Below are 24,505 nucleotides of genomic sequence, written 5' to 3'. Positions count from 1 at the left end.
CCCGGGGCGTGATCGGAGCCAAGACATCGAGGAGTTCGGCACGCAGCTGCTCGACCTGCGGCGAATGGGACGCGTAGTCCACCGGCACCCGCTTGACGCGGATGCCGTCGGCGCGGCAGGCGGCCATGAACGCGTCCAGGGCGTCCGGGGTCCCGGAGACCACGACGGCGGTGGGGCCGTTCACCGCGGCGACCGAAACCCCCTCGGTCAGCCGCTGCTCGACGGTCTCCCTGGCGGCCGCGACCGAGACCATCCCGCCGCCACCGGCCAGGGCCAGGATCGCCTTGCTGCGCAACGCGACCACGCGAGCGCCGTCCTCGAGCGACAGCGCGCCCGAGACCACCGCCGCGGCGATCTCGCCTTGGGAGTGCCCGACCACCGCGTCCGGGACCACGCCGAACGAACGCCACAGCCCGGCCAGGGAAACCATCACCGCGAACAATGCGGGCTGCACGACGTCGACCCGGCTCAGCGCCTCCGCGTCGGCCAGCACCTCGCGCAGTTTCCAGTCCACAACGGACTCCAGGGCCGCGGCGCACTCGTCGAGCCGGGCCGCGAACACCTCCGAGGACTCCGCGAGCTCGAGAGCCATTCCGGTCCACTGTGCGCCCTGGCCGGGGAAGACCAGGGCCACCTTGCCCGGCGCGGTCGCTTCCCCGGTGATGACGTTCGCGGCGGGAGCGCCCTCGGCCAGGGCGGTGAGGCCGCCGGGGAGATCGCCGACCACGACCGCGCGGTGCCGGAACAGCGACCGCGTCGAGACGAGGGCCGCCCCGACCGGCGCGGGCGGCAGCTCACCCCGTTCGAGCAGAGTGGCGGCCTGCGCCCGCAGCGCGGCCGGGCTGCGCCCCGAAAGCACCCACGGCACCGGGCCACCGGCCGGGACCGGTTCAGCCGCCGGCGCCGGGACGTGTTCCAGGATCGCGTGCGCGTTGGTGCCGCTGACGCCGAACGACGACACCCCCGCCCGGCGCGGCCGGCCGGACACCCACTCGCGGGACTCGGTGAGCAGCTCGACCGCACCCGCCGACCAGTCCACGTGCGACGAGGGCGCGTCGACGTGCAACGTCTGCGGCAGGACGCCGTGCTGCATCGCCATGACCATCTTGATGACACCGCCGACCCCGGCCGCGGCCTGGGTGTGACCGATGTTCGACTTCAGCGAACCCAGCCACAGCGGCGTTTCCCGCTCCTGGCCGTAGGTTTCCAGCAGGGCCTGCGCTTCGATCGGGTCGCCCAGCGTCGTGCCGGTGCCGTGCGCCTCGACGGCGTCCACTTCGGACGCCGCCAGCCCGGCGTTCGCCAGTGCCTGACGGATCACGCGCTGCTGGGCCGGGCCGTTCGGGGCGGTGAGGCCGTTCGACGCGCCGTCCTGGTTGACCGCGGTCCCGCGGACGACCGCGAGCACCGGGTGGCCGTGGCGGCGGGCGTCGGACAGCCGCTCCACCAGCAGCAGGCCGGCGCCTTCGCCCCAGCCGGTGCCGTCGGCGGCGTCCGCGAACGACTTGCACCGGCCGTCGGCGGCCAGCCCGCGCTGCCGGCTGAACTCGACGAACAGCGCGGGCGTCGACAGCACCGTGACCCCGCCCGCCAGCGCCAGGTCGCACTCGCCCTGGCGCAGCGACTGGCAGGCCAGGTGCAGGGCGACCAGCGACGACGAACACGCCGTGTCCACGGTGATCGCCGGGCCCTCCAGGCCGAACGCGTAGGCGATCCGGCCGGACGCGACACTGCCCGCGCTGCCGTTGCCGAGGTAGCCCTCGTAGCCGTCCAGTCCACTTCGGACGTTCTGCAGCCGGGTGGCGTAGTCCTGGTACATCACGCCGGCGAAGACGCCGGTCCGGCTGCCGCGGACGGCGTCCGGCACGATCCCGGCGCGCTCGAACGCCTCCCAGGCGACCTCCAGCAGCAGCCGCTGCTGCGGGTCCGTCGCGGTCGCTTCCCGCGGGGACATGCCGAAGAACTCCGCGTCGAAATCGGCGGCGTCGTAGAGGAAGCCGCCTTCGCGGACGTAGGACGTCCCGCCGCGCGCGGGGTCGTCGTCGAACAGGTCCGGCCACCCCCGGTCGGCGGGGAACGCCGAAACAGCGTCGCGGCCCTCGGCGACCACGCGCCAAAGGTCGTCCGGGGAGGCGATCCCGCCCGGGTAGCGGCAGCTCATCGCGACGATCGCGATCGGCTCGTCGGCTCCGGCCTTCGCCGTGACGACCGGGCGGGCCGTGCGGCCGGCGAGGTGGGCGGCGAGCACCGCCGGGGTCGGGTGGTCGAACACCAGCGTCGCGGGCAGCCGCAGGCCGGTGGCGGCGGCGAGGCGGTTGCGGAGGTCGACGGCGGTCAGCGAGTCGAACCCGAGGTCCTTGAAAGCGCGGCCCGGGTCGACCGCCTGCGCCGACGCGTGCCCGAGTACGGCCGCCACCTGCGTCCGGACCAGTTCGAGCAAGCCGTCCTCGGACAGCTCGCCGACGGGCCCGCCCGCCGCGGCGGTGCGTCGCGCGGGCGGCGGGAAGAGGCCGCGGAAGAGCGGCGAGACGGCACCTTCGGCGGCCTGACGGCGCAGCGCGGCGGCGTCGAGGGCGATCGGGACCAGCGCGGCCGGGCCCGCCGCGACGGCGCGATCGAACAGCGCCAGGCCCTGCGCGGTGGCCAGTGGCCGCACGCCGGAGCGACCGAGCCGCTCGCGTGCCCGGTCGTCGAGGTGCCCGGTCATCCCGCTGGCCTCGGCCCACAGGCCCCAGGCGAGCGACACGGCGGGCTGTCCGGCTGCGCGACGCCGCTGCGCGAGGGCGTCGAGGTAGGCGTTGGCGGCGGCGTAGTTGCCCTGCCCGCTGCCGCCGGTGGTGCCCGCGGCGGCGGAGAAGAGCACGAAGGCGGCGAGGCCGGTGGTCAGCTCGTCGAGGTGCCGGGCGGCGTCGGCCTTCGGGCGCAGGACCGCGTCGAGCCGCTCCGGGGTGAGGGCCTCGACGACGCCGTCGTCGAGGACACCCGCGGCGTGCACGACGGCGGTGATCCGGTGCTCGCCCAGTACTGCGGCGAGCTGGTCGCGGTCGGCGGCGTCGCCGGCGACGAAGACGGCTTCCGGCAGGTCGGCGACGAGCTCGGCGGCGCCGGGTGCGTCGGCGCCCCGGCGGCTGAGCAGGACGAGCTGCCGGACGCCGTGCTGCCGCGCGAGGTGGCGGGCGACGAGGCCGCCGAGCACGCCGGAAGCACCGGTCACCAGGACGGCGCCGTCACCCCAGTCCGGCGTCTCGCCGGTGGGGGTGACGCGGGCGAGGCGGGGCACGAAGCACCGTCCACTGCGGACGGCGCCCTGCGGCTCGGGCGGGACGACCGGGTGCGCCGGGTCGTCGGTGTCGAGCAGGACGAACCGGCCGGGGTGTTCCGACTGGGCGGAGCGCACGAGCCCCCACGCGGCAGCGAGGTCCGGATCGGGGGCTTCGCCGTCGGCCACGGCGACCGCGCCCGTGGTCACGAAGACGAGGACTTCGGGCCGCTCGGTGGCGAGCCAGTCCTGGACCAGGCCGAGCGCGCGGTGGACCGGCGCGCCGGTGAGCGTCTCGAAAACGACCTCGGTCCCGGCCGCCTCGGCCGGAATCTCGGTCCAGCCGACCTGGTAGAGGTCGTCGGGGGTGGTGTCGAGGCCCCCGGTGGGGAGCGGGCGGAGGACGAGGGACTCCGCCGTCGCGACCGGAGCGCCCGCGGGGTCCGCGACTTCGACCGTGACCTCGTCGTCGCCGCGACGGGTCAGGCGGACGCGGAGCGCCGAGGCGCCGGTGGCGTGCAGGGTCACCCCCGTCCAGGCGAACGGCAGGCGCGGCTGTCCGTCCTCCGTGGACGTGGCCAGGGCGAGCGGGTGCAGGGCCGCGTCCAGCAACGCCGGGTGCAGGCCGAAGCGGGCCGCGTCACGGTCGTCCGGCAGGGCGACCTCGGCGAAGATTTCGTCGCCGCGGCGCCACGCCGAACGCAGGCCCCGGAAGGCGGGCCCGTAGCCGTAGCCCGCCGCCGCGCGGAGGCCGTCGTAGAACCCGTCGAGGTCGATCCTGGCCGCGCCCTCGGGCGGCCAGGCGTCCAGGGTGAACCCGGCGTCGGGGGTGCCGGGGGCGAGCACACCGGTCGCGTGCCGGGTCCACGGGTCGTCCTCGTCGCGTCGCGAATGGACCTCGACGACGCGACGGCCGGTCTCGTCGGCCGCACCCACCCAGACCTGCAGCGCACGGGCGCCGCCGTCAGGCAGCGTCAACGGCGTCTCGAGAGTGAGTTCCGCCACCGCGGCACAGCCGGCGCGGTCCCCGGCCTGCACGGCGAGTTCGACGAACGCGGTGCCGGGCACCAGGATCGTGCCCTGCACGGCGTGGTCGGCCAACCACGGCTGGGCCTGCGGCGAGACGCGGCCGGTGAGCACCAGTCCGTCGCCCGCGGCCAGCGCCACGGCCGCGCCGAGCAGCGGGTGCCCGGTCGCGCTCAGCCCGAGCGCACCCGCGTCACCCGGGTCCGCGACGACCGCGGGCCAGAACCGTTCGCGCTGGAAGGCGTAGGTGGGCAGGTCGACCGTGCGGGCGCCGGGGAAGGCGGGGGTCCAGTCGACCGCGACACCGCGGACGTGGGCCTCGGCGAGCGCGGCGTGGAAGCGGTCCAGGCCGCCGTCGTTCTTCCGGAGCGAGCCCAGCGCGATGACGTCCTCGCCCAGCGCCATGGTCAGCACCGGGTGCGGCGACACCTCCACGAACGTGCCGAACCCCTCGCTCTTCAGCCGCTCCACCGCGAGGTCCAGGCGGACGGTGCTGCGCAGGTTCGTGTACCAGTACTCGGCGTCCACGCGTTCGTTCCAGCCGCCGGTCACCGTCGAGAGGAAGGCCGTTTCGCCTTCGCGCGGGGTGATCGGCGCCAGGACGCGGAGCAGCTCGTCGCGGAGCTGCTCGACCTGCACGGAGTGCGAGGCGTAGTCCACGGGCACCCGCTTGGCGCGGATCCCGGCGGCTTCGCAGGACTCCACCAGCTCGTCGAGGGCGCCGGGCGTGCCGGACACCACCACGGCGGCCGGGCCGTTCACCGCGGCGATCGACAGTTCCCCGGTCAGCCGGGCTTCGACCTCCGTGCGGGACGCGGCGACCGACACCATCCCGCCGGCACCGGCCAGCGCGAGGATCGCTCTGCTGCGCAGGGTGACCACGCGCACACCGTCCTCAAGGGACAGTGCGCCGGAGACCACGGCGGCGGCGATCTCGCCCTGCGAGTGCCCGACGACCGCGTCCGGCACCACGCCGAACGACCGCCACAGCTCGGCCAGCGACACCATCACCGCGAACAACGCCGGCTGCACGACGTCGACGCGGCTCAGCGCCTCCGCGTCGGCCAGCACCTCGCGCAGCCGCCAGTCCACATGGGACTCCAGGGCCGCGGCGCATTCGCCGAGCCGGGCCGCGAAAACCGGCGACGACTCCGCGAGTTCGAGAGCCATCCCGGCCCACTGCGAACCCTGGCCGGGGAAGACCAGCGCCACCTTGCCCGGCGCGCCCGCTTCCCCGGTGACGACGTTCGCCGCCGGGGTGCCCGCGGCGAGCGCCGTGAGACCACTGGCGAGATCACCGACCACGACCGCGCGGTGCGGGAACGCCGTGCGGGTCGTGACCAGCGAAAACCCGACGTCCGACACCGGTGCTTCGTGCCCGGCCAGCGCGGCGGCCTGCGCCTTCAGCGCGTCCGCGGTCCGCGCGGACAGCACCCACGGCACCGGGCCGGTTGTTTCGGCGGGCGCCGGTTCGCCGGTCGACGGCGCGGCTTCGAGGATCGCGTGGGCGTTGGTGCCGCTCATGCCGAACGCGGACACGCCGGCCCGCCGCGGCTCGCCGGTCTCCGGCCAGGGCCGGGCCTCGGTGAGCAGCCGGACGCCGCCGGAGGCCCAGTCGACGTGCGAGGTCGGGGCGTCGACGTGCAGCGTCCGCGGCAGGACGCCGTGCCGCATGGCCATGACCATCTTGATCACGCCGGCCACCCCGGCCGCGCCCTGGGTGTGCCCGACGTTCGACTTGAGCGAACCGAGGTACAGCGGGTCGTCGCCGGTGCGGGCGCGGCCGTAGGTGGCCAGCAGCGCCTGCGCCTCGATCGGGTCGCCGAGGGTGGTGCCGGTGCCGTGCGCCTCGACCGCGTCGACCTGCTTGGCCGAGAGCCGCGCATTCGCCAGAGCGTCGGTGATCACGCGCTCCTGCGCGGGGCCGTTGGGGGCGGTGAGGCCGTTGGAGGCACCGTCGGAGTTGATCGCCGAGCCGCGGACGACGGCGAGCACGGGGTGGCCGTGGCGGTGGGCGTCGGACAGCCGTTCGAGGACCAGCATGCCGGCGCCTTCGCCCCAGCCGGTGCCGTCGGCGGCGTCGGCGAAGGACTTGCAGCGGCCGTCGGGGGCCAGGCCGCGCTGGCGGCTGAACGCGACGAAGGCCGCGGGCGTGGACAGGACGGTCACGCCGCCGGCGAGGGCGAGCGAGCACTCGCGGCGGCGGAGCGCATGGCAGGCCCAGTGCAGCGCGACGAGCGAGGACGAGCAGGCCGTGTCGACGGTGACGGCGGAGCCGGCGAGGCCGAGGAAGTACGCCAGCCGTCCGGAGACGACGGCGGTCGCGGTGCCGGTGAGCAGGTGCCCTTCGAGGTTCTCGCCGGCGCCGCGCATGAGGGTGGCGTAGTCCTGGCCGGTGTTGCCGACGAAGACGCCGGTCTCCGTGCCGGCCAGCGAGGCCGGGTCGATGCGGGCGCGTTCGATGGCCTCCCACGTCGTCTCCAGCAGCAGCCGCTGCTGGGCGTCCATGGCGAGGGCTTCGCGCGGGGAGATGCCGAAGAAGCCGGCGTCGAAGTCGGCGACGTCGTGCAGGAAGCCACCGGAGGCGGTGTGGGAGGTGCCGGGCCGGTCCGGGTCGGGGTCGCGGAGGGCGGCGAGGTCCCAGCCGCGGTTCTCGGGGAACCCGGTGACGGCGTCGGTGCCCGCGGCGACGAGGTCCCACAGCTGTTCGGGGCTGTGCACCCCGCCGGGCAGCCGGCAGCCCATGCCGACGATCGCGATCGGTTCCTGTTCGGCTTCCTCGACGGCCTGCAGCCGTTGGCGGGTCTGGTGCAGATTGGTCGTGACCCACCTGAGGTGCTCGCGCAGCGTCTCCTCGTCGGCCATGTCAGTGCCACCAGCCTTTTCTTCCAGCGAAGTGCGGACACCCGGCACATCCGCGCGCCGAAGTGGCATCAAAGTGAGGCTATGGGACCGGTTTTGGGCCTACAACCCCTAAAGATCCCCCCTAACAGGGGCCCCTACGCAGGGAAATCCCGCCCCTTGCCGGGGCGGGATTTCCTTTTTCAGGGGCGTATTACAATTTACCGAGATCATTGTTGATGAAAGCGAGAAGTGCGTCGTCGTCGGCGAAATCGAGCTCGCCCGCCTTTTCTTCTTCTTTTTCGGCGAAGCGGGCGAGCAGGGTCTGCAGCCGCACGGCGAGCTCGCTGCGCGTCAGCCGGTCGGGTTCGCCGGCGGCCAGTGCGGCTTCGAGCCGGTCGAGCTCGGCCAGGACGCTCGGGGCACCGTCGCCGAGCTGCGCCTGCAGGTGCTCGGCGAGCGCGGTCGCGTTGGGGTGGTTGAAGACCAGGGTCGGGGGCAGGGTGAGCCCGGTCGCGGCGGCGAGCCGGGTCCGCAGCTCGACGGCGGTGAGCGAGTCGAAGCCGAGTTCGCTGAAGGCCCGGTTCGCCTCGACCGCGGCGGTCGTGGCGTGCCCGAGCACCTGCGCGGCCTCGGTCCGGATCAGGGTGAGCAGCTCCGCCCGCAGGTCGGCGGGCGCCAGTCCCGCGAACCGCGTGGTCTCGGGCACCGGCACGTCGGAAAGGCACGCCTCGGGCAGCTCGGCCAGCAGCGGGCTCGGCCGGGTGGCGGTGAAGGAGGGGGCGAACCGGGCCCAGTCGACATCGGCGACGACGACGGAGGTCTCCCCCGCCCCGACGGCGATCCGCAGCGCCCCCAGCGCCCCGGCGGGCGCCAGGGGTGTCAGCCCGCGGCGGCGCAGGTGTTCCTGCTCGGCGGCCCCGGCGGCCATCCCGCTGCCGGCCCACGGCCCCCAGGCAACGGAGGTGGCGGCCCGCCCGGCCGCACGCCGACGCGCGGCAAGGGCGTCGAGCTGCGCGTTGGCCGCGGCATACGCGGTTTGGCCGCCGGCGCCCCAGACGCCGGAGATGGAGGAGAAGAGGACGAAGGCATCGAGGTCGTCGCCGAGCAGCTGGTCGAGGTGCTCGGCCCCGGCGACCTTGGCGCGGAGGACGGCCTGGAAGTCCTGCTCGGAGAGGTCGGCGAAGGCGGTGGCCTGACTGACCCCGGCGGCGTGCACGACTGCGGTGACCTCGGGGAGCTGCTCGAGGGTCTTGGCGAGGTCATCGCGGTCGGAGACGTCGCAGGCGAGGACGGTCACCTCGGTTCCGGTGGCTCGGAGGTCGTCTACGAGGGCTTGCGCTCCCGGCGCGTCGGGGCCCCGGCGGCTGAGGAGGACGAGGTGGGCGGCACCGGCCTCGGCGGCCCAGCGGGCAACGGTGGCACCGAGGGCGCCGGTGCCACCGGTGATGAGGAGGGCGCCGGTGGGGGTCCAGGGGTGGGTGGGTACGGGGAGAGGGGCACGGACCAGGCGGCGCGCGTACGCCCCGGAGGGGCGCAGGGCGAGCTGGTCTTCGCCGGTCGAGGTTGATCGCTGCCCTTCACTCGTACCCGTGATGACTCCCCATGCCTGGGCCGCGAGGTGCTCGTCCGGTGTCTCCGGGACATCGACCAAACCACCCCAGCAGTCGGGCTTCTCCAGCGCCAGTGCCCGGCCGAAACCCCACAGCGCGGCCAATCCCGGGTCGCCGGCGGTCTCGTCGCCGGGAACCGCCACCGCGCCCACCGTCACGCACCACAACGAGCCCGCGACTTTGGCCCTGGCCAGCGCCGCCGCGTCGGTCAGGGCGTCGTCGCCGGGGGCGGAGACCAAGACCACTCCGTCGAACCGTTCCGTCGACGGCCACTCTCCCGGCGCGGCGACCACCACCCCCGGCCGTTCCAGCGCGTCCGCCCAGCGCCGGGCCGCTCCCGGCGCCGCCACGATCGCGTACCGGCCCGACGGCGCCGCCGCGACCGGCTCCGGGAGCGGCACCCACGTCACCCGGTAGCGCCACGACTCCGTCCCCACCGCTTCGGCCCGGTCCCGCCGCCACGACGCCAGCGCGGGCAGCACCTTCGCGACATCCGCCTCCGGCACCCCCGTCCCCGCCGCGAGCCCGGCGACGTCGGCGCGGTCGACGGCCGACCAGAACTGAGCGTCGATCTCGCCACCGGCCGGACGCGCCGCCGGCCAGAAGCGTTCCCGCTGGAAGGCGTACGTGGGCAACGGAATCCGGCGTCCGGGCAGATTGGTCCAGTTCACTGGCACCCCGGCGGTGTACAACCCGGCCAAGGCCGTGAAGAACGTGCGCTCCTCGTCGCGGTCGCGGCGCAGCGCCGGGATCGCCGCGCCCGGGACCATCGAGCTCAGCACCCCGTCCGGCCCCAGCTCCAGGAACACCCCGGCCCCGGCGGCCTCCAAAGTGGACACCCCGTCGGCGAACCGGACCGCTTCCCGCACGTGCCGCACCCAATACTCCGCCGTGAACGGCTCAGCGAGAGCACCGCTCACATTCGAGAGCACCGGTATCTCCGCCGGGTGGTACGTCAGCGACTCCGCCACCGCACGGAACTCCGCCAGCATCGGATCCATCAACGGCGAATGGAACGCATGACTCACCGAAAGCCGCTTCGTCTTCGGGAACCGAGCCGCGATCGCCAGCACCGCCGACTCCTCGCCCGAAATCACCACCGACTCCGGCCCGTTCACCGCCGCAATCGAAACACCCTCGGTCAGCTCGATCGCCGACTCCGGCGCGGCGATCGACACCATCGCCCCACCGGCGGGCAACGCCTGCATCAACGACGCCCGCGCCGCCACCAGCCGACAAGCGTCCACAAGGGATATGACTCCGGCGGCATGCGCGGCCGAGATCTCCCCGATCGAATGCCCCGCCACGAAGTCCGGGCGAACACCCCACGACCGGAACAGCCGGTACAGCGCGACTTCGACGGCGAACAACGCGGGCTGTGTCCACCCGGTATCGTCCAAACCGGACCCGTCGAAGACCACGTCGTGCAACGGCCGGTCCAGCAGCCGGTCGAATTCGGCGCAGACCGCGTCGAAAGCTTCCGCGTACACCGGGAACCGGTCGTAGAGCCCCCGGCCCATGCCCGCCCGCTGCGCACCCTGCCCGGTGAAGAGCACGGCGAGCGAGCCCGGCCGGACGTCGCCGCGGAGCACGCCCGGGTCCGGCGTCCCGGCCGCCAGTGCCGTCAGGCCGCGGACCAGATCGCCGTCGTCCGCGGCGAGCACCACCGCGCGCCGGGACAGCGCCGCGCGGCCCGTCGCCAGGGTGGCCGCGACGTCCGGCAGGGCGCCGCGCTCGGCGTCGAGCAGCCGACGGGCCTGCTCGCGCAACCCGTCCTCGGTCTGTGCCGAGACCGGCACCGGGAGCAGCCCGGCCGGCGCGGTGTCGTGCACGACGACGTCGTCCGGCGCCTGCTCGAGAATCGTATGGGCGTTGGTGCCGGAGATCCCGAACGACGAGACACCCGCGCGCCGCGGCCGGTCGGACGGCCACTTCCTGGTCTCGGTGAGCACCTCGACCGCGCCCGCCGACCAGTCCACATGGGACGTCGGGGCGTCGACGTGCAGGGTCTGCGGCAGCACGCCGTTCCGCATCGCCATGACCATCTTGATGATGCCGGCAACGCCGGCCGCGGCCTGCGTGTGGCCCAGGTTGGACTTGACCGAGCCCAGCCACAGCGGCTCTTCGCGGTGCCGGCCGTAGGTGGCGAGCAAGGCCTGCGCCTCGATCGGGTCGCCGAGCTTAGTCCCGGTGCCGTGCGCCTCCACGGCGTCCACTTCGGACGGTTGCAGTCCCGCGTCGGCGAGGGCCGCGCGGATCACCCGTTGCTGCGACGGGCCGTTCGGCGCGGTCAGGCCGTTCGACGCGCCGTCGGAGTTGATCGCGGATCCCCGGACCACGGCCAGGATCTCGTGACCGTGGCGGCGCGCGTCCGAGAGCCGCTCGACCAGCAGCAGGCCGGCGCCCTCGCCCCAGCCGGTGCCGTCGGCGCCCTCGGCGAACGCCTTGCAGCGGCCGTCGGGGGCGAGGCCGCCCTGGCGGTCGAACTCGACGAACGCGCCCGGCGTCGCCATCACGGTGACACCGCCGGCGACGGCCAGGTCGCACTCGCCCGACCGCAGCGCCTGGCGCGCCCAGTGCAGCGCGACCAGCGACGACGAGCAGGCGGTGTCCACGGTGACAGCGGGGCCTTCGAGCCCGAAAGCGTAGGCGATCCGGCCGGAGACGACGGCCGCGGCGTTGCCGGTGCCGACGTACCCGGCGACGTCGTCGCCCGCGTCGGTGAGCAGGGCGGGGTAGTCCTGGCCGTTGGTGCCGGCGAAGACGCCGATGCGCTCCCCGCGCACCGACCGCGGATCGAGGCCGGCGCGTTCGAACAGCTCCCACGCGGTCTCGAGGAGGATCCGCTGCTGGGGGTCCATCGCGGTGGCTTCGCGCGGCGAGATCCCGAAGAGCTCGGCGTCGAAGTCCGCGGCACCGGTCAGGAACCCGCCCGGTTTGACGGCCGCGAGCCCGGACGGCCAGCCCCGATCGGTGGGCGCGGCGGACAGCGCATCGGCCCCGCGGGCGACGAGGTCCCAGAGGTCTTCGGGAGAGCGGACGTCACCGGGGAACCGGCAGGCCATCGCGACGATCGCGATCGGTTCGTCGTCGGATGTGGAGTGGTGCTCTGTTTCGAGAGCAGTGCTCTCACCAGAGAGCAGTGCACTCAGGTGGCGGGCGAGGGAGGCGGGGTCGGGGTGGTCGTAGGTGAGGGTGGCGGGCAGGTCGAGCCCGGTGCCCGCCCGGAGACGGTTGCGCAATTCGACGGCCGAGAGGGAGGTGAACCCGAGATCGCTGAAGGGACGAGCCCGATCGAGGGTGGCGGGCGAGGCATGCCCGAGCACGGCGGCGACGTGCTCGCGGACGAGCTCTTGGACTCCGGCTGCGGTGAAGCGGGGGCCACTCGCGGCGGGGTTTCGAGCGCCGGCCAGGCCGAAGTCGGGACCTCCGGTCGCGGCGAAGTCGCGGGCTCCGGCTGCGGAGGCGATGTCGCCGGCCGCGGTGACCTGGGGGCCGCCGGCCGAGTCGGGGTAGCGGCTGCCGGTCATGGCCGAACTGCGGCCGCCCGCCGTGCCGCGGTTGTGGCCTCCGGTCGTGGCGAAGCCCGCGGCCGGGTTGCCGGTGGCCTCCGCGCTTCCCGCGGCGGCATTGCCGGCCAACGGCAGCCCGGCTAGTAGCGGGCTCGGCCTCACCGCCGTGAAGGCCGGGCCGAACCTCGCCCAGTCGATGTCGGCGATCGCGACCGTCGTCTCCCCCGCGACCAGCGCACCTTCGAGCGCAACCAGGGCCGGCTCGGGATCGAGCGGCCGCAGCCCGGCCGCGCTGAGCCGCGCCGTGACCTCGTCGGCCGCCATCCCGCCTCCGGTCCACGGCCCCCAGGCGACCGCCAGCGCGGGCAGGCCGGCGGCGTGGCGTGCTTCCGCGAGGGCGTCGAGACCGGCATTGGCCGCCGCGTAGCCGGCTTGGCCCGCCGCTCCGAGGGTTCCGGCCAGGCCGGAAAACAGGATGAACGCGTCCAGGTCTCGGGTCAGTTCGCTGAGGTGGCGGGCCCCGGCGACCTTCGCCGCCTCGACACGGGCGACGCGCTCCGGGGTCAGGGCGTCGAGGACACCGTCGTCGAGAACACCCGCCGCGTGGACGACCACCCGCAGGTCGGCACCGATCCGTTCGACCAGGGCCGCCACCGCAGCGCGATCGGTGACATCGCACGCTTCGACGACCGTCGAGGTACCACCGGCACGAAGTTCGTCGGCCAGCTCGGCGGCGCCGGGAGCATCCGGGCCCCGTCGCGAGGCGAGGACGAGCCGATCGGCTCCCCGCGAAGCAGCCCACCGGGCGACGCGCGCGCCGAGGGCACCCGTGCCGCCGGTGATCAGGACCGTTCCGCGGCAAGACCAGTCGCGGGCTGGGTGAGCCGCGGCGGGCACCAACCGGCGGCCGAACACTCCCGAAGCACGGATTGCCACCTGGTCCTCGGTGCCGGACAGCGCCGCGAGCAACCGGGCAGTGGCGCGGCCGTCCAGCTTCGGCGGCAGGTCCACCAAGCCTCCCCACCGGTCCGGGCACTCGAGGGCCGCCGTGCGGCCGAAGCCCCACAGTGCCGCCTGGTCGGGGGCACCGAGCGGGTCCGCGCGGCCGATCGTCACCGCCCCTCGCGTCAAGCACCACAGCGGCGCCCCGATTTCCGCGTCTCCGAGCGCTTGGAGCAGCGTCAACGTCGAGGGGACGTCGCCACCCAGTGAGAGGACGCCCGTCCAGTCGTGGTCCGGGAGGTCGCGGAGGCGGCCGGCCAGCTCGGCCCGGGACGCACCGGTCGCCGCAACCCGCACCACGCCGGTGAGCGACGCGGCCAGTTCCGCGGCCGTTTCGTCGGACTCCGGGGCGATCAGCAACCAGTGGCCAGGGGAGCCTTCGGGCAAGGCCAACGCAGTCCACTCGGTGCGATACCGCCACGCGGCCACGCGGCTCCGGTGCCGCCAGGCCGACAGCGCCGGGCGCACCGCTTCCGCCAGCTCCGCGTCCAGGCCGAGTGTCGCCGCCAGGTCGGGACTCTCGACCGCCGACCAGAACTGCTGATCCTCCGTGGCCACTTCCGCTGCGCCCGTGAGCCAGTAGTGCTGCCGCTGGAACGCGTACGTCGGCAAGTCGACCCGGGTCTCGGACGGCAGGAACGGCGTCCAATCGACCGGCACCCCGTGGACGTGCAGCGTGGCCAACGCCGTGAGCAATGCCCTCTCTTCGGAGCGGTCCTTCCGCAGGGTGGGGACGGCCACCCCCGGCACCATCGAACTGAGGACGCCCTCGGGCCCGAGTTCCAAGAACACCCCGACCCCGGAAGATTCCAAAGTGGATACTCCGTCGGCGAACCGGACCGTCTCCCGCACGTGCCGCACCCAGTAGTCCGCCGTGAACGGCTCAGCGAGAGCACCGCTCACATTCGAAATCACCGGAATCTCCGCCGGGCGATACGTCAGCGACTCCGCCACCACGCGGAACTCCGCCAGCATCGAATCCATCAACGGCGAATGGAACGCATGACTCACCGAAAGCCGCTTCGTCTTCGGGAACCGAGCCGCGATCGCCAGCACCGCCGACTCATCACCGGAGATGACCACCGATTCCGGCCCGTTCACCGCCGCAATCGAAACACCCTCGCCCAGCTCGATCGCCGACTCCGGCGCGGCGATCGACACCATCGCCCCACCGGACGGCAACGCCTGCATCAACGACGCCCGCGCCGCCACCAACCGGCAAGCATCCTCAAGCGACAACACCCCAGCCACATGCGCCGCCGAAATCTCCCCGATCGAATGCCCCGCCACAAAATCCGGACGAACACCCCACGAAGAAACCAACCGGAACAACGCCACCTCAACCGCGAACAACCCAGGCTGCGTGAACTCCGTCCGCTCCAACAGGGAAGCATCGGAGAAAGCATCACGAAGAGCCGGATCGAAGTGCGCAAGCACCGCATCGAACGCCTCGGCATACACCGGAAACCGCTCGTACAGAGCCAGCCCCATGCCCACCCGCTGCGCCCCCTGACCGGTGAACAACACCGCCAGACCGCCCCGCACGACCTGTCCACGCACCAGATCGGGTGCGTCGACACCGTCCGCGAGAGCCGTAAGTCCGGAGAGGAAGTCCGAAGTGGACGATCCGAACACCACCGCCCGGTCCTCGAACGCAGAACGCCCGGAAAGCAGCGCCGAACCCACCTCGGCAAGAGGCTCGTCCGCCAACGGCACCAGCGCCGCCGCCTGGGCGCGCAGCGCGTCCGCACCCCGGGCGGACACCAGCCACGGCACCGGGCCCGTCACCTCGGCCGGCGCCGGCTCGGGCTGCGGCTCCACCTCTTCCAGGATCACGTGCGCGTTGGTCCCGGAGATGCCGAACGACGAAACACCCGCCCGCCGCGGCCGGTCGGCGGGCCACGCACGCTCCGAAGTCAGCAACTCGACCGCGCCCGCCGACCAGTCCACTTGGGACGACGGCGAGTCCACGTGCAACGTCCGCGGGAGTACGCCGTGGTGCATCGCCAGCACCATCTTGATCACGCCCGCCACCCCGGACGCCGACTGCGTGTGCCCGATGTTCGACTTCACCGAACCGAGCCACAGCGGCCGGTCGGCCGGGCGGTCCTGACCGTACGTCGCCAGCAGCGCCTGCGCCTCGATCGGGTCGCCCAGCGCCGTTCCCGTTCCGTGCGCCTCGACGACGTCGACGTCCGATGAAGACAGTCCCGCCGCCGCGAGGGCCGCGGTGATCACGCGGCGCTGGGACGGGCCGTTGGGGGCGGTCAAGCCGTTCGACGCGCCGTCCGAGTTCACCGCCGAGCCGCGCAGGACCGCCAGCACCGGGTGGCCGTGGCGGCGCGCGTCCGACAGGCGCTCGACCAGCAGGAGGCCCACGCCCTCGGCCCAGCCCGTGCCGTCCGCCGCGTCCGCGAACGCCTTGCAGCGGCCGTCCGCCGCCAGGCCGCCCTGGCGGTCGAACTCGGCGAACGTCCCTGGCGTGGCCATGACCGTCACCCCGCCGGCGATGGCCAGCGTGCACTCGCCGCGCCGCAGCGCCTGGGCCGCGAGGTGCAGGGCGACCAGCGACGACGAACAGGCCGAGTCGATCGTGACCGACGGGCCCTCCAGGCCCAGGTGGTACGACAGCCGTCCGGACAGCACGCTGCCCGCCGTCCCGGTCAGCAGGTAGCCTGCCACGTCCGAATCAGCGTCGGTGCCGGACGTGCCGTAGCCCGATGCCGCCCCGCCGACGAACACACCGGTGCTGCTGCGCCGCAACGACTTCGGCGCGATCCGGGCCCGCTCCAGCAGTTCCCACGACGTCTCCAGCAGCAGCCGCTGCTGCGGGTCCATGGCCAGGGCTTCGCGGGGCGAGATGCCGAAGAAGCCGGCGTCGAACTCGGCCGCGTCGTGCAGGAAACCGCCCTGGAACGCCCCGATCGGCCAGCCGCGGTCGCCGGGGAAGCCGCCGATCGCGTCCGTGCCGGCCGAGACCAGCCGCCACAGGTCATCGGGCGAGCCGACGCCGCCCGGGTAGCGGCAGCTCATGGCCACGATCGCGACGGGCTCGGCGTCCCGGGCCTCGACCTCGGCGAGCCGGTCGCGGGTGTCCTTCAGATCGGCCGTGACGAACTTGAGGTAGTCACGGAGTTTCTGCTCGTTGGCCATGGAAGCCCCACTGTTTCTCACGAGGTCCGGAAAGTGCTGTCGATGAAGTCGAAGAGCTCGTCGTCGTCGGCGCCGCCCAGGTCGGTACCGCCGGCCAGCTCGGTCCACCGGCTCAGGAAGCCCCTCAGGCGCGCGGTGATCTCGTCGCTCGCCGGGACCCGGGCCAGGTCCGCTTCGGTGACGCCGGCGAACGCGGCCTCGAGCCGGTCGAGTTCGTCGAGGAGCCGGACACCGTCCCGCGGGCCGCCGAACCGGCGGTCGAGCTCCTCGGCCAGGTCGGCGGCGGTCGGGTGGTCGAAGGCGAGGGACGCGGGCAGGCTGAGCCCGGTCCCGGCGCCGAGCCGGTTGCGCAGCTCGACCGCCATCAGGGAGTCGAAGCCGAGTTCCTTGAACGCGCGCTCGGGGCCGATCGCGGCGGCCGAGGTGTGCCCGAGCACGCCCGCGACCTGCTCGAGAACGAGCGTCAGCAGCTCCTTCGGCCGCTCCCCCGCCGGCAGCGAGGCGAACCCGGTCGGTGCCGGTTCCGGCTCGGCCAGCGCGGCCCGCACGGCGGGGAGCTCGGCCAGCAGCGGCCGCGGCCGGGCCGCGGTGAACACCGGCGCGAACCGGGCCCAGTCGACGTCGGCGACGACGACGGCCGGGTCGCCGGCCTCCCAGGCCCGCCGGAAGGCCGCGACGCCGTGCGCCGGGTCGATCGGCGGCAGCCCGCGCCCGCGCAGCATCCGGACGGCGTCGGCGTCGGCGGCCATCCCCGAGCCGGCCCACGGGCCCCAGGCGATCGCGGTCGCGGCCAGCCCGCGGCCCCGGCGCTCTTCGGCCAGCGCGTCGAGGAACGCGTTGGCCGCGCCGTAGACCGCCTGCTCGCCGCTGCCCCACACCCCGGAGATCGAGGAGAACAACACGAACGCGTCGAGGTCGTGGCCGCGGGTCAGCTCGTCGAGGTGCCGGGCGCCGGCCACCTTCCCGGCCAGGACCGCGGACACCTCCTCCGGCGTGACCGCGGTGAGCGGGCCGTGCTGGCCGGTGCCCGCGGCGTGCACCACCGCGGTCAGCGGCAGTTCGGCCGGGATCGCCGCGAGCACCCCCGCCAGCGCGCCCCGGTCCGCCGCGTCGCAGGCGGCGAGCGTGACGCGGGCACCGAGCGCGGACAGCTCCGCGGCCAGCTCGGCCGCACCGGGCGCGTCGGCGCCGCGGCGGCCGGTGAGGACGAGGTGCTCGGCGCCCGACGCGGCGAGTTCCCTGGCGACCGCGGCGCCGAGGGCACCGGTCCCACCGGTGACCAGCACCGTGCCGCGGGGCCGCCAGTCCCGGGCCGCCCGGGCCGGTGCGGGCACGAGCCGGCGGGCGAAAACGCCGTCCGGCCGGATGGCGACCTCGTCCTCGGTGCCGTCGGCGAGGACGGCGGCCAGCCGGGCGCCGGCCGCCGCGTCGAGGGTTTCCGGCAGGTCGGCGAGGCCGCCCCAGGCGGACGGCAGCTCCAGGGCCGCGATCCGGCCGAAGCCCCAGGTGGTCGCCTGGTCCGGGCGGGAAACGTCCTTGGCCGCGCCGCGGGTGAGGCACCACAGCCGGGCCGGGATCCCGGCGTCGGCGAGGGCCTGGGTGAGCGTGAGGTTGGCGGCGAGCCCGACCTCGGCGGCACCACCGAAGGCCAGGAGGGACACGACCCCTTCGACGTCGGCGTGCTCGCGCAGCAGGGCCGTCAGCGCGGCGCGGTCCCCGGCACCGGCCTCGACCACCGGCTCGGCGCCGTGGGCGGCCAGCACCTGCGCGACCTCCTCGGCGGGGCCGTCGCCGACGACGAGCCAGCGTCCGGTCAGCCGTCCCGCCGCCGCGGCCACGGGACGCCAGGTGACCCGGTACCGCCAGCCGTCCACATCGGACTTCGGCGGGGCGGCTTCGAGCCAGAACCGCGACCGCTGGAAGGCGTAGGTCGGCAGCTCGATCGGCCGAGCGTCGTCGAGCAGCGCCGAGGCGTCGAGCGGGAACCCGGCGGCCCGCAGCCGCGCGAACGCGGTGACCACGGCCCGCGGCTCGGCCTCGCCGTCCCGCAACGCCGGGATCGCCGGGACGTCGGCGATCCCGGCCGCCATCGCCGCCAGGACGCCGTCCGGCCCGACCTCCAGGAACGTGCCCGTCCCGAGGCCGGCCAGGGTCGCCACGGCGTCGGCGAACCGGACGGTCTCCCGCACGTGCCGCACCCAGTAGTCCGCTGAGAACGGCTCGGCGAGCACACCGGTCAAAGTGGACACCACCGGGATCACCGGCTCGTGGTGGGTCAGGTTCGCCGCCACCGCACCGAAGTCCGCGAGCATCGGGTCCATCAGCGGCGAGTGGAAGGCGTGGCTCACGCGCAGCCGCTTGGTCTTGACGCCGCGGGCCGCGAACTCGCCCGCAAGCGCCAGCACGGCCGTCTCCGAGCCGGAAACCACTGTGCTGTCGGGCCCGTTGACCGCGGCGATGCCGACGTCGGCGGGCAGCACCGCCAGGACGTCCGCTTCGGACGCCGCGACGGCGACCATCGCGCCGCCCTCGGGCAGCGCCTGCATCAGGCTCGCCCGCGCGGTGACCAGCGCGCACGCGTCGGGCAGCGACAGGACGCCGGCCACGTGGGCGGCGGCCAGCTCGCCGATCGAGTGCCCGGCCACGAAGTCCGGCCGGACGCCCCAGGACTCGACGAGCCGGAACAGCGCGACTTCGAGGGCGAAGATCGCCGGCTGCGCGTGCCCGGTGTGGTCGAGCCGGTCCCCGTCGATGTCCCCGAGGAGGGCACGCACCTCGTCGTAGGCTCGCGCGAACACCGGGAACCGCGCGTACAGCTCCTCGCCCATGCCGGGCCGCTGCGCGCCCTGCCCGGTGAAGAGCACGGCCAGGCGGCCGGGCGTGCCGCTGCCGGTGATCGCGCCGAGGTCGCCCGCGGCGAACGCGGCCAGCCCGGCGAGCAGCTCCGGGCCGGTCTCGCCGACGACGGCGGCGCGGTGGCCCAGGTCGGCCCGGGCGGTGGCCAGGCTGAGCGCGACGTCGGCGGGGGCCACGTCGCGGCCGTCGAGGAACTCGTGCAGCCGGGCGGCCTGGGCGCGCAGGGCGGCCGGGCTCTTGGCCGACAGCACCCACGGCACCGGCCCGGCGACCGGCTCGCGGTCCGCGACCACGGCGTCCGGGGCCTGTTCGAGGATGGTGTGGGCGTTGGTGCCGGAGATGCCGAACGACGAGACACCGGCGCGTCGCGGCCCGTCGGAGGTCCACTCGCGAGCCTCCGTCAGCAGCTCGACCGCCCCCGCCGTCCAGTCCACCCGGGACGTCGGGACGTCGACGTGCAGGGTTCGCGGCAGGACGCCGTGCCGCATGGCCATCACCATCTTGATCACGCCCGCGACGCCGGCCGCGGCCTGCGTGTGGCCCAGGTTCGACTTCACCGAGCCGAGCCGCAGCGGCTCGCCGCGGTCCTGGCCGTAGGTCGCCAGCAGGGCCTGTGCTTCGATCGGGTCGCCGAGTTTCGTCCCGGTGCCGTGCGCCTCCACCGCGTCCACTTCGGACGGTGACAGGCCCGCGTCCGCCAGTGCCGCACGGATCACCCGTTGCTGGGCCGGGCCGTTCGGCGCGGTCAGGCCGTTCGACGCGCCGTCGGAGTTCACCGCCGAACCCCGCACCACGGCGAGCACCGGGTGGCCGTGGCGCCGCGCGTCCGAAAGCCGCTCGACCAGCAGCAGGCCGGCGCCTTCGGCCATGCCGGTGCCGTCCGCGCCCTCGGCGAACGCCTTGCACCGGCCGTCCCCGGCCAGGCCGCGCTGCTGGCTGAAGGCGAGCAGGACACCCGGGGTCGGCATCACCGTCACGCCGCCCGCGAGCGCCAGGTCGCACTCGCCGCTGCGCAGCGCCCGCACCGCCAGGTGCAGCGCCACCAGCGACGACGAGCACGCCGTGTCCACCGTCAGCGCCGGGCCCTCCAGGCCGAACACGTACGACAGCCGGCCCGAGGCCACCGACGACGTGCCGCCGGTCATCAGGTGCCCTTCGAGGCCGTCGGTGGCCGCGCCGGCGCCGTAGCCGGAGGTGGCCGCGCCGACGAACACGCCGGTCCGGCTGCCCCGGACCGACAGCGGGTCGATCCCGGCGCGTTCGAATGCCTCCCACGTCGTTTCCAGCAGCAGCCGCTGCTGCGGGTCCATGGTCAGCGCCTCGCGCGGCGAGATGCCGAACAGCTCCGGGTCGAACCCGGCCGCGTCGGCCACGAACCCGCCGTTGCGCGTCGAGATGCGCCCGGGCGTGCCGGGTTCCGGCGCGTACAGGCCGTCGAGGTCCCAGCCGCGGTCGGCGGGGAACGGCGAGATCGCGTCGACGCCGCCGGCCACCAGCGACCAGAGGTCCTCCGGCGAGGCGACCGAGCCCGGGTAGCGGCAGCTCATCGCGACGATCACCACCGGGTCGTCCCCGTCGGCCGCCGCCGGAGCCACCGGCGCGGGTGCGGGCTCGGCGACACCGCCGAACAGCCCGGTCCGCAGGAAGGCCACCAGCGCGGCCGGGGCCGGGTGGTCGAACACGAGCGTCGCGGGCAGCCGCAGGCCGGTCGCGGTGCCGAGGCGGTTGCGCAGCTCGACGGCGGTCAGCGAGTCGAAGCCGAGCTCGGCGAACGAGCGGCCCGGCTCGATCTCGGCCGCCGTGTCGTGGCCGAGCACCGCGGCCACGTGGTCGCGGACCAGTTCCAGCAGCCGCCGGTCGCGTTCGGCGGCGGGCAGCGGCCCCAGCCGGGCGGCCAGGTCGCCGCCGTCCGGCGCCGCGGTGGCCGCGCGGCGGGTGCCGCGGACGAGCCCGCGCAGCAGCGGCGGCACCGGGCCGGCCGCCGCGGAGAGGTCGAGCCGCGCCGGGACGGCGAGGGTCTCGCCGCGGGCGATGGCCGCGTCGAACAGCGCCAGGCCTTCGGCGTCGGACAGCCCGGTCATGCCGCCCCGCGACATCCGGGCCAGGTCGGTGTCGCCGAGGTGCCCGGTCATCCCGCTGGCCTCCGCCCACAGGCCCCAGGCCAGTGACAGGCCCGGCAGGCCGAGCGCGCGGCGGTGCGCGGCCAGTGCGTCGAGGGCGGTGTTCGCGGCCGCGTAGTTGCCCTGCCCGGCCGTGCCGAACACGCCGGCCGCGGCCGAGAACAGCACGAAGAGCGCGAGGTCGGTGTCTCGGGTGAGTTCGTGCAGGTTGACGGCGGCGGCCACCTTGGGGCGCAGCACCTTCGCGAGGCGGTCGGGGTCGAGGCCGGTGACCAGGCCGTCGTCGAGGACACCGGCGGTGTGCACGACCCCGGTCAGCCGACGGCCGGCCAGCACGGCGGCGAGCGCCTCCCGATCGGCCGCGTCGCAGGCGACGACGGTGACGTCGGCACCCAGCGCGGTCAGATCGGCGGTGAGCTCCGCCGCGCCGGGCGCGTCCGGGCCGCGGCGGCTGAGCAGGAGCAGCCGCCGGACGCCGTGCGCGCTCACCAGGTGGCGGGCGATCCGGGCGCCGAGCGTGCCGGTGCCACCGGTGACGAGCACGGTGCCGCCGGTGTCGAGCGGCCGCGGCAGCGTGACGACGTTCTTGCCGACGTGCCGGGCCTGGCTGATGAACCGGAACGCCTCCGGCACCTGCCGGATGTCCCAGGTCCGCCGCGGCAGCGGGGTGAGCACCCCGGCCTCGAAGAGCCCGGCCAGCTCACGCAGGATCTCCTGCAGCCGCTCGGGTCCGGCTTCGATGAGGTCGAACGCGCGGTAGCGCACACCTTCGTGGACGCGAGCGACTTCGCCCGCGTCACGGACATCGGCCTTGCCCATTTCGACGAACCGGCCACCCCGCGGCAGCAGCCGCAGGGACGCGTCGACGAACTCGCCGGCCAGGGCGTCGAGGACGACGTCGACCCCGCGGCCGCCGGTCGCCGCCCGGAAGTGGTCCTCGAAGGACAACGTCCTCGAGTCTCCGATGTGGATGGTGTCGAGCCCGAGTTCCCGCAGCACGTCGTGCTTGCCGCGGCCGGCGGTGGCGAACACCTCGGCGTTCTTCCAGCGGGCCAGCTGCACGGCGGCCATGCCGACGCCGCCCGCGGCCGCGTGGACGAGCACCGACTGGCCCGCTTCGAGGCCGCCGAGGTCGAACAGGCCGTAGTAGGCGGTGGCGAAGGCGACGGGCACCGACGCGGCGTCGGCGAAGCTCCAGCCCGGGGGTATCGGCGTGACCAGGCGGTGGTCGGTGACCGCGACCGGGCCGAGCGCGCCGGTGAACAGCCCGGTGACGCGGTCGCCGGCGGCCAGCCCGCGCACCCGCTCCCCGGTCTCCAGCACGACACCGGCGGCCTCGCCGCCCATCAGCGCCTGGCCCGGGTACATCCCGAGCGTGATGAGGACGTCGCGGAAGTTCAGCCCGGCCGCGCGGACCTCGACGCGGATCTCGTCGGGGCCGAGAGCCGTCTCCGGCACCGGGAACGTCGCCAGGCCGTCGATCGTGCCGGTGCCGGTGGTGCCGACGCGCCAGCCGCGATCCGCCGGCAGGGCCAGCTCGGCCGCCGGGCGGGCCAGGCGCGGGACGAGCAGCGTCCCGGCGCGGGCGGCGACCTGCGGTTCCCCCGAAGTGAGCGCGGTGCCGATGGCGGCTTCCCGGTCGGCCCGCTCGTCGACGTCGACGAGCACGAACCGGCCCGGGTGCTCGGACTGGGCCGCGCGGACCAGGCCCCAGGCCGGAGCCTGCGCCAGCGCGGGCACCGGGTCGCCGGGCAGCGCGGCGACCGCGCCGGTGGTGAGCACGACCAGCCGGGCGTCCGCGAACCGGTCCCCGGCCAGCCATTCCTGCACGGTGGTGAGGACCTGGTCGACGCCGGTCACCGGCAGGACGACCGCGTCCGGCACGGCGTCGAGGTCGGCCAAGGGGCCGGAGAGCCAGCTGAACTCCGGGACGTCACCGTCGGCCGTGAGCGGGATCCATTCCGTGCGGAACAGCGCATCCGGTGTTTCGTCCACTGCGGACGAAACGACCTGGAACGCCAGGGAGCCGATGCGCGCGACCGGGTTCCCGGCCGCGTCCGTCGCCACGACGGAGACCGCGTTCGGCCCGGCCGCGGCCAGGCGGACGCGCAGAGCGGTGGCCCCGGTGGCGAACAGGGCGACGTCGGTGAAGGCGAACGGCAGCCGGGCCTGGCCGTCGTCGGGGAAGAACCCGCCGAGGCCCAGCGCGTGCAGAGCCGCGTCGAGCAAGGCCGGGTGCACGGCGAACGCGTCGGGGGACGGCAGCTCGACCTCGGCGAACACCTCGCCGTCGTGCCGCCAGGCCGCGCGCAGGCCGCGGAAGGCGGGCCCGTAGCGGTAGCCGGCCTCGGCGAGCGCGGCGTAGTGGCCGTCGACGTCGAGGGCCTCGGCGCCGGCGGGCGGCCACTCGGCCGGGAGGCCGCCGGGATCGGGGGTGCCGAGGGCCAGGACGCCCTGGGCGTGCCGGGTCCAGCGGGCGCCGGGCCGGTCCGGGCGGGCACTGACGGTCAGGCCACGGCGGCCGTCCTCGCCCGGCGCGTCGACGACGAGCTGGAGCTGGACGCCGCCGGTCGCGGGCACGGGCAGCGGCGCGCCGAGGGTGAGCTCTTCGACGGTGCCGCAGCCGGCGTGGTCGCCCGCGTGGATCGCGAGTTCGGCGAAGGCCGTGCCGGGCAGCAGGGCGGCCCCGCGGATCTCGTGGTCGGCGAGCCACGGGTGGGTCTGCCGGGACAGCCGTCCGGTGAGCACGAGCCGGTCCTCGTCGGCGAGGGTGACGGCGGCGCCGAGCAGCGGGTGGTCGACGGCGCCGAGGCCGAGCCCGGCGGCGTCGCCGGTGCGGGCAGCCGGGCGGGGCCAGTACTGCTTGCGCTGGAAGGCGTAGGTGGGGAGGTCGACGGCGTGGGCGCCGGGGAAGGCCGGGGTCCAGTCGACGGCGACGCCGTGGACGTGCGCCTCGGCGAGCGCGGTGTGGAACCGGGTCAAGCCGCCGTCGTCTCGCTTCAGAGAACCGATCGCGACGACGTCCTCGCCGAGCGCCATGGTCAGCACCGGGTGCGACGACGCCTCGACGAACGTGCCGAACCCTTCGCCCTTCAACCGCTCGATCGCCTGGTCGAGGCGGAC

At 74.8% G+C, this 24,505-nt stretch carries 3 protein-coding genes; all 3 read right to left on the bottom strand.

The genetic code is table 11. The features are described from left to right. Window positions 1-7,150, bottom strand: a 7,150-nt coding sequence (locus ABZX11_RS47000) for a type I polyketide synthase (RefSeq protein WP_354925467.1), incomplete at its 3' end; no start/stop codon positions are given. A 190-nt stretch (window positions 7,151-7,340) separates the two neighbouring features. After that, window positions 7,341-16,406, bottom strand: a complete 9,066-nt coding sequence (locus tag ABZX11_RS46995; protein ID WP_354925464.1) for a type I polyketide synthase — start codon at window positions 16,404-16,406, stop codon at window positions 7,341-7,343. A 17-nt stretch (window positions 16,407-16,423) separates the two neighbouring features. Continuing rightward, the gene (locus ABZX11_RS46990; RefSeq protein WP_354925461.1) at window positions 16,424-24,478 is read right to left on the bottom strand and encodes an SDR family NAD(P)-dependent oxidoreductase; all 8,055 of its coding nucleotides are present in this window, start codon (window positions 24,476-24,478) and stop codon (window positions 16,424-16,426) included. Window positions 24,479-24,505: the final 27 nt, after the last annotated feature.

The organism is Amycolatopsis sp. NPDC004169 (genome assembly GCF_040610315.1).
Classification (GTDB): Bacteria; Actinomycetota; Actinomycetes; order Mycobacteriales; family Pseudonocardiaceae; genus Amycolatopsis.
Note: the sequence above shows the minus strand (reverse complement) of the source record. Positions and strands in the feature narration are given on the sequence as shown.

What these genes read in the sequence shown, in the direction of transcription:
- ABZX11_RS46995 (WP_354925464.1), bottom strand. Translation starts at nt 16,406, where the DNA reads ATGGCCAACGAGCAGAAACTCCGTGACTACCTCAAGTTCGTCACGGCC.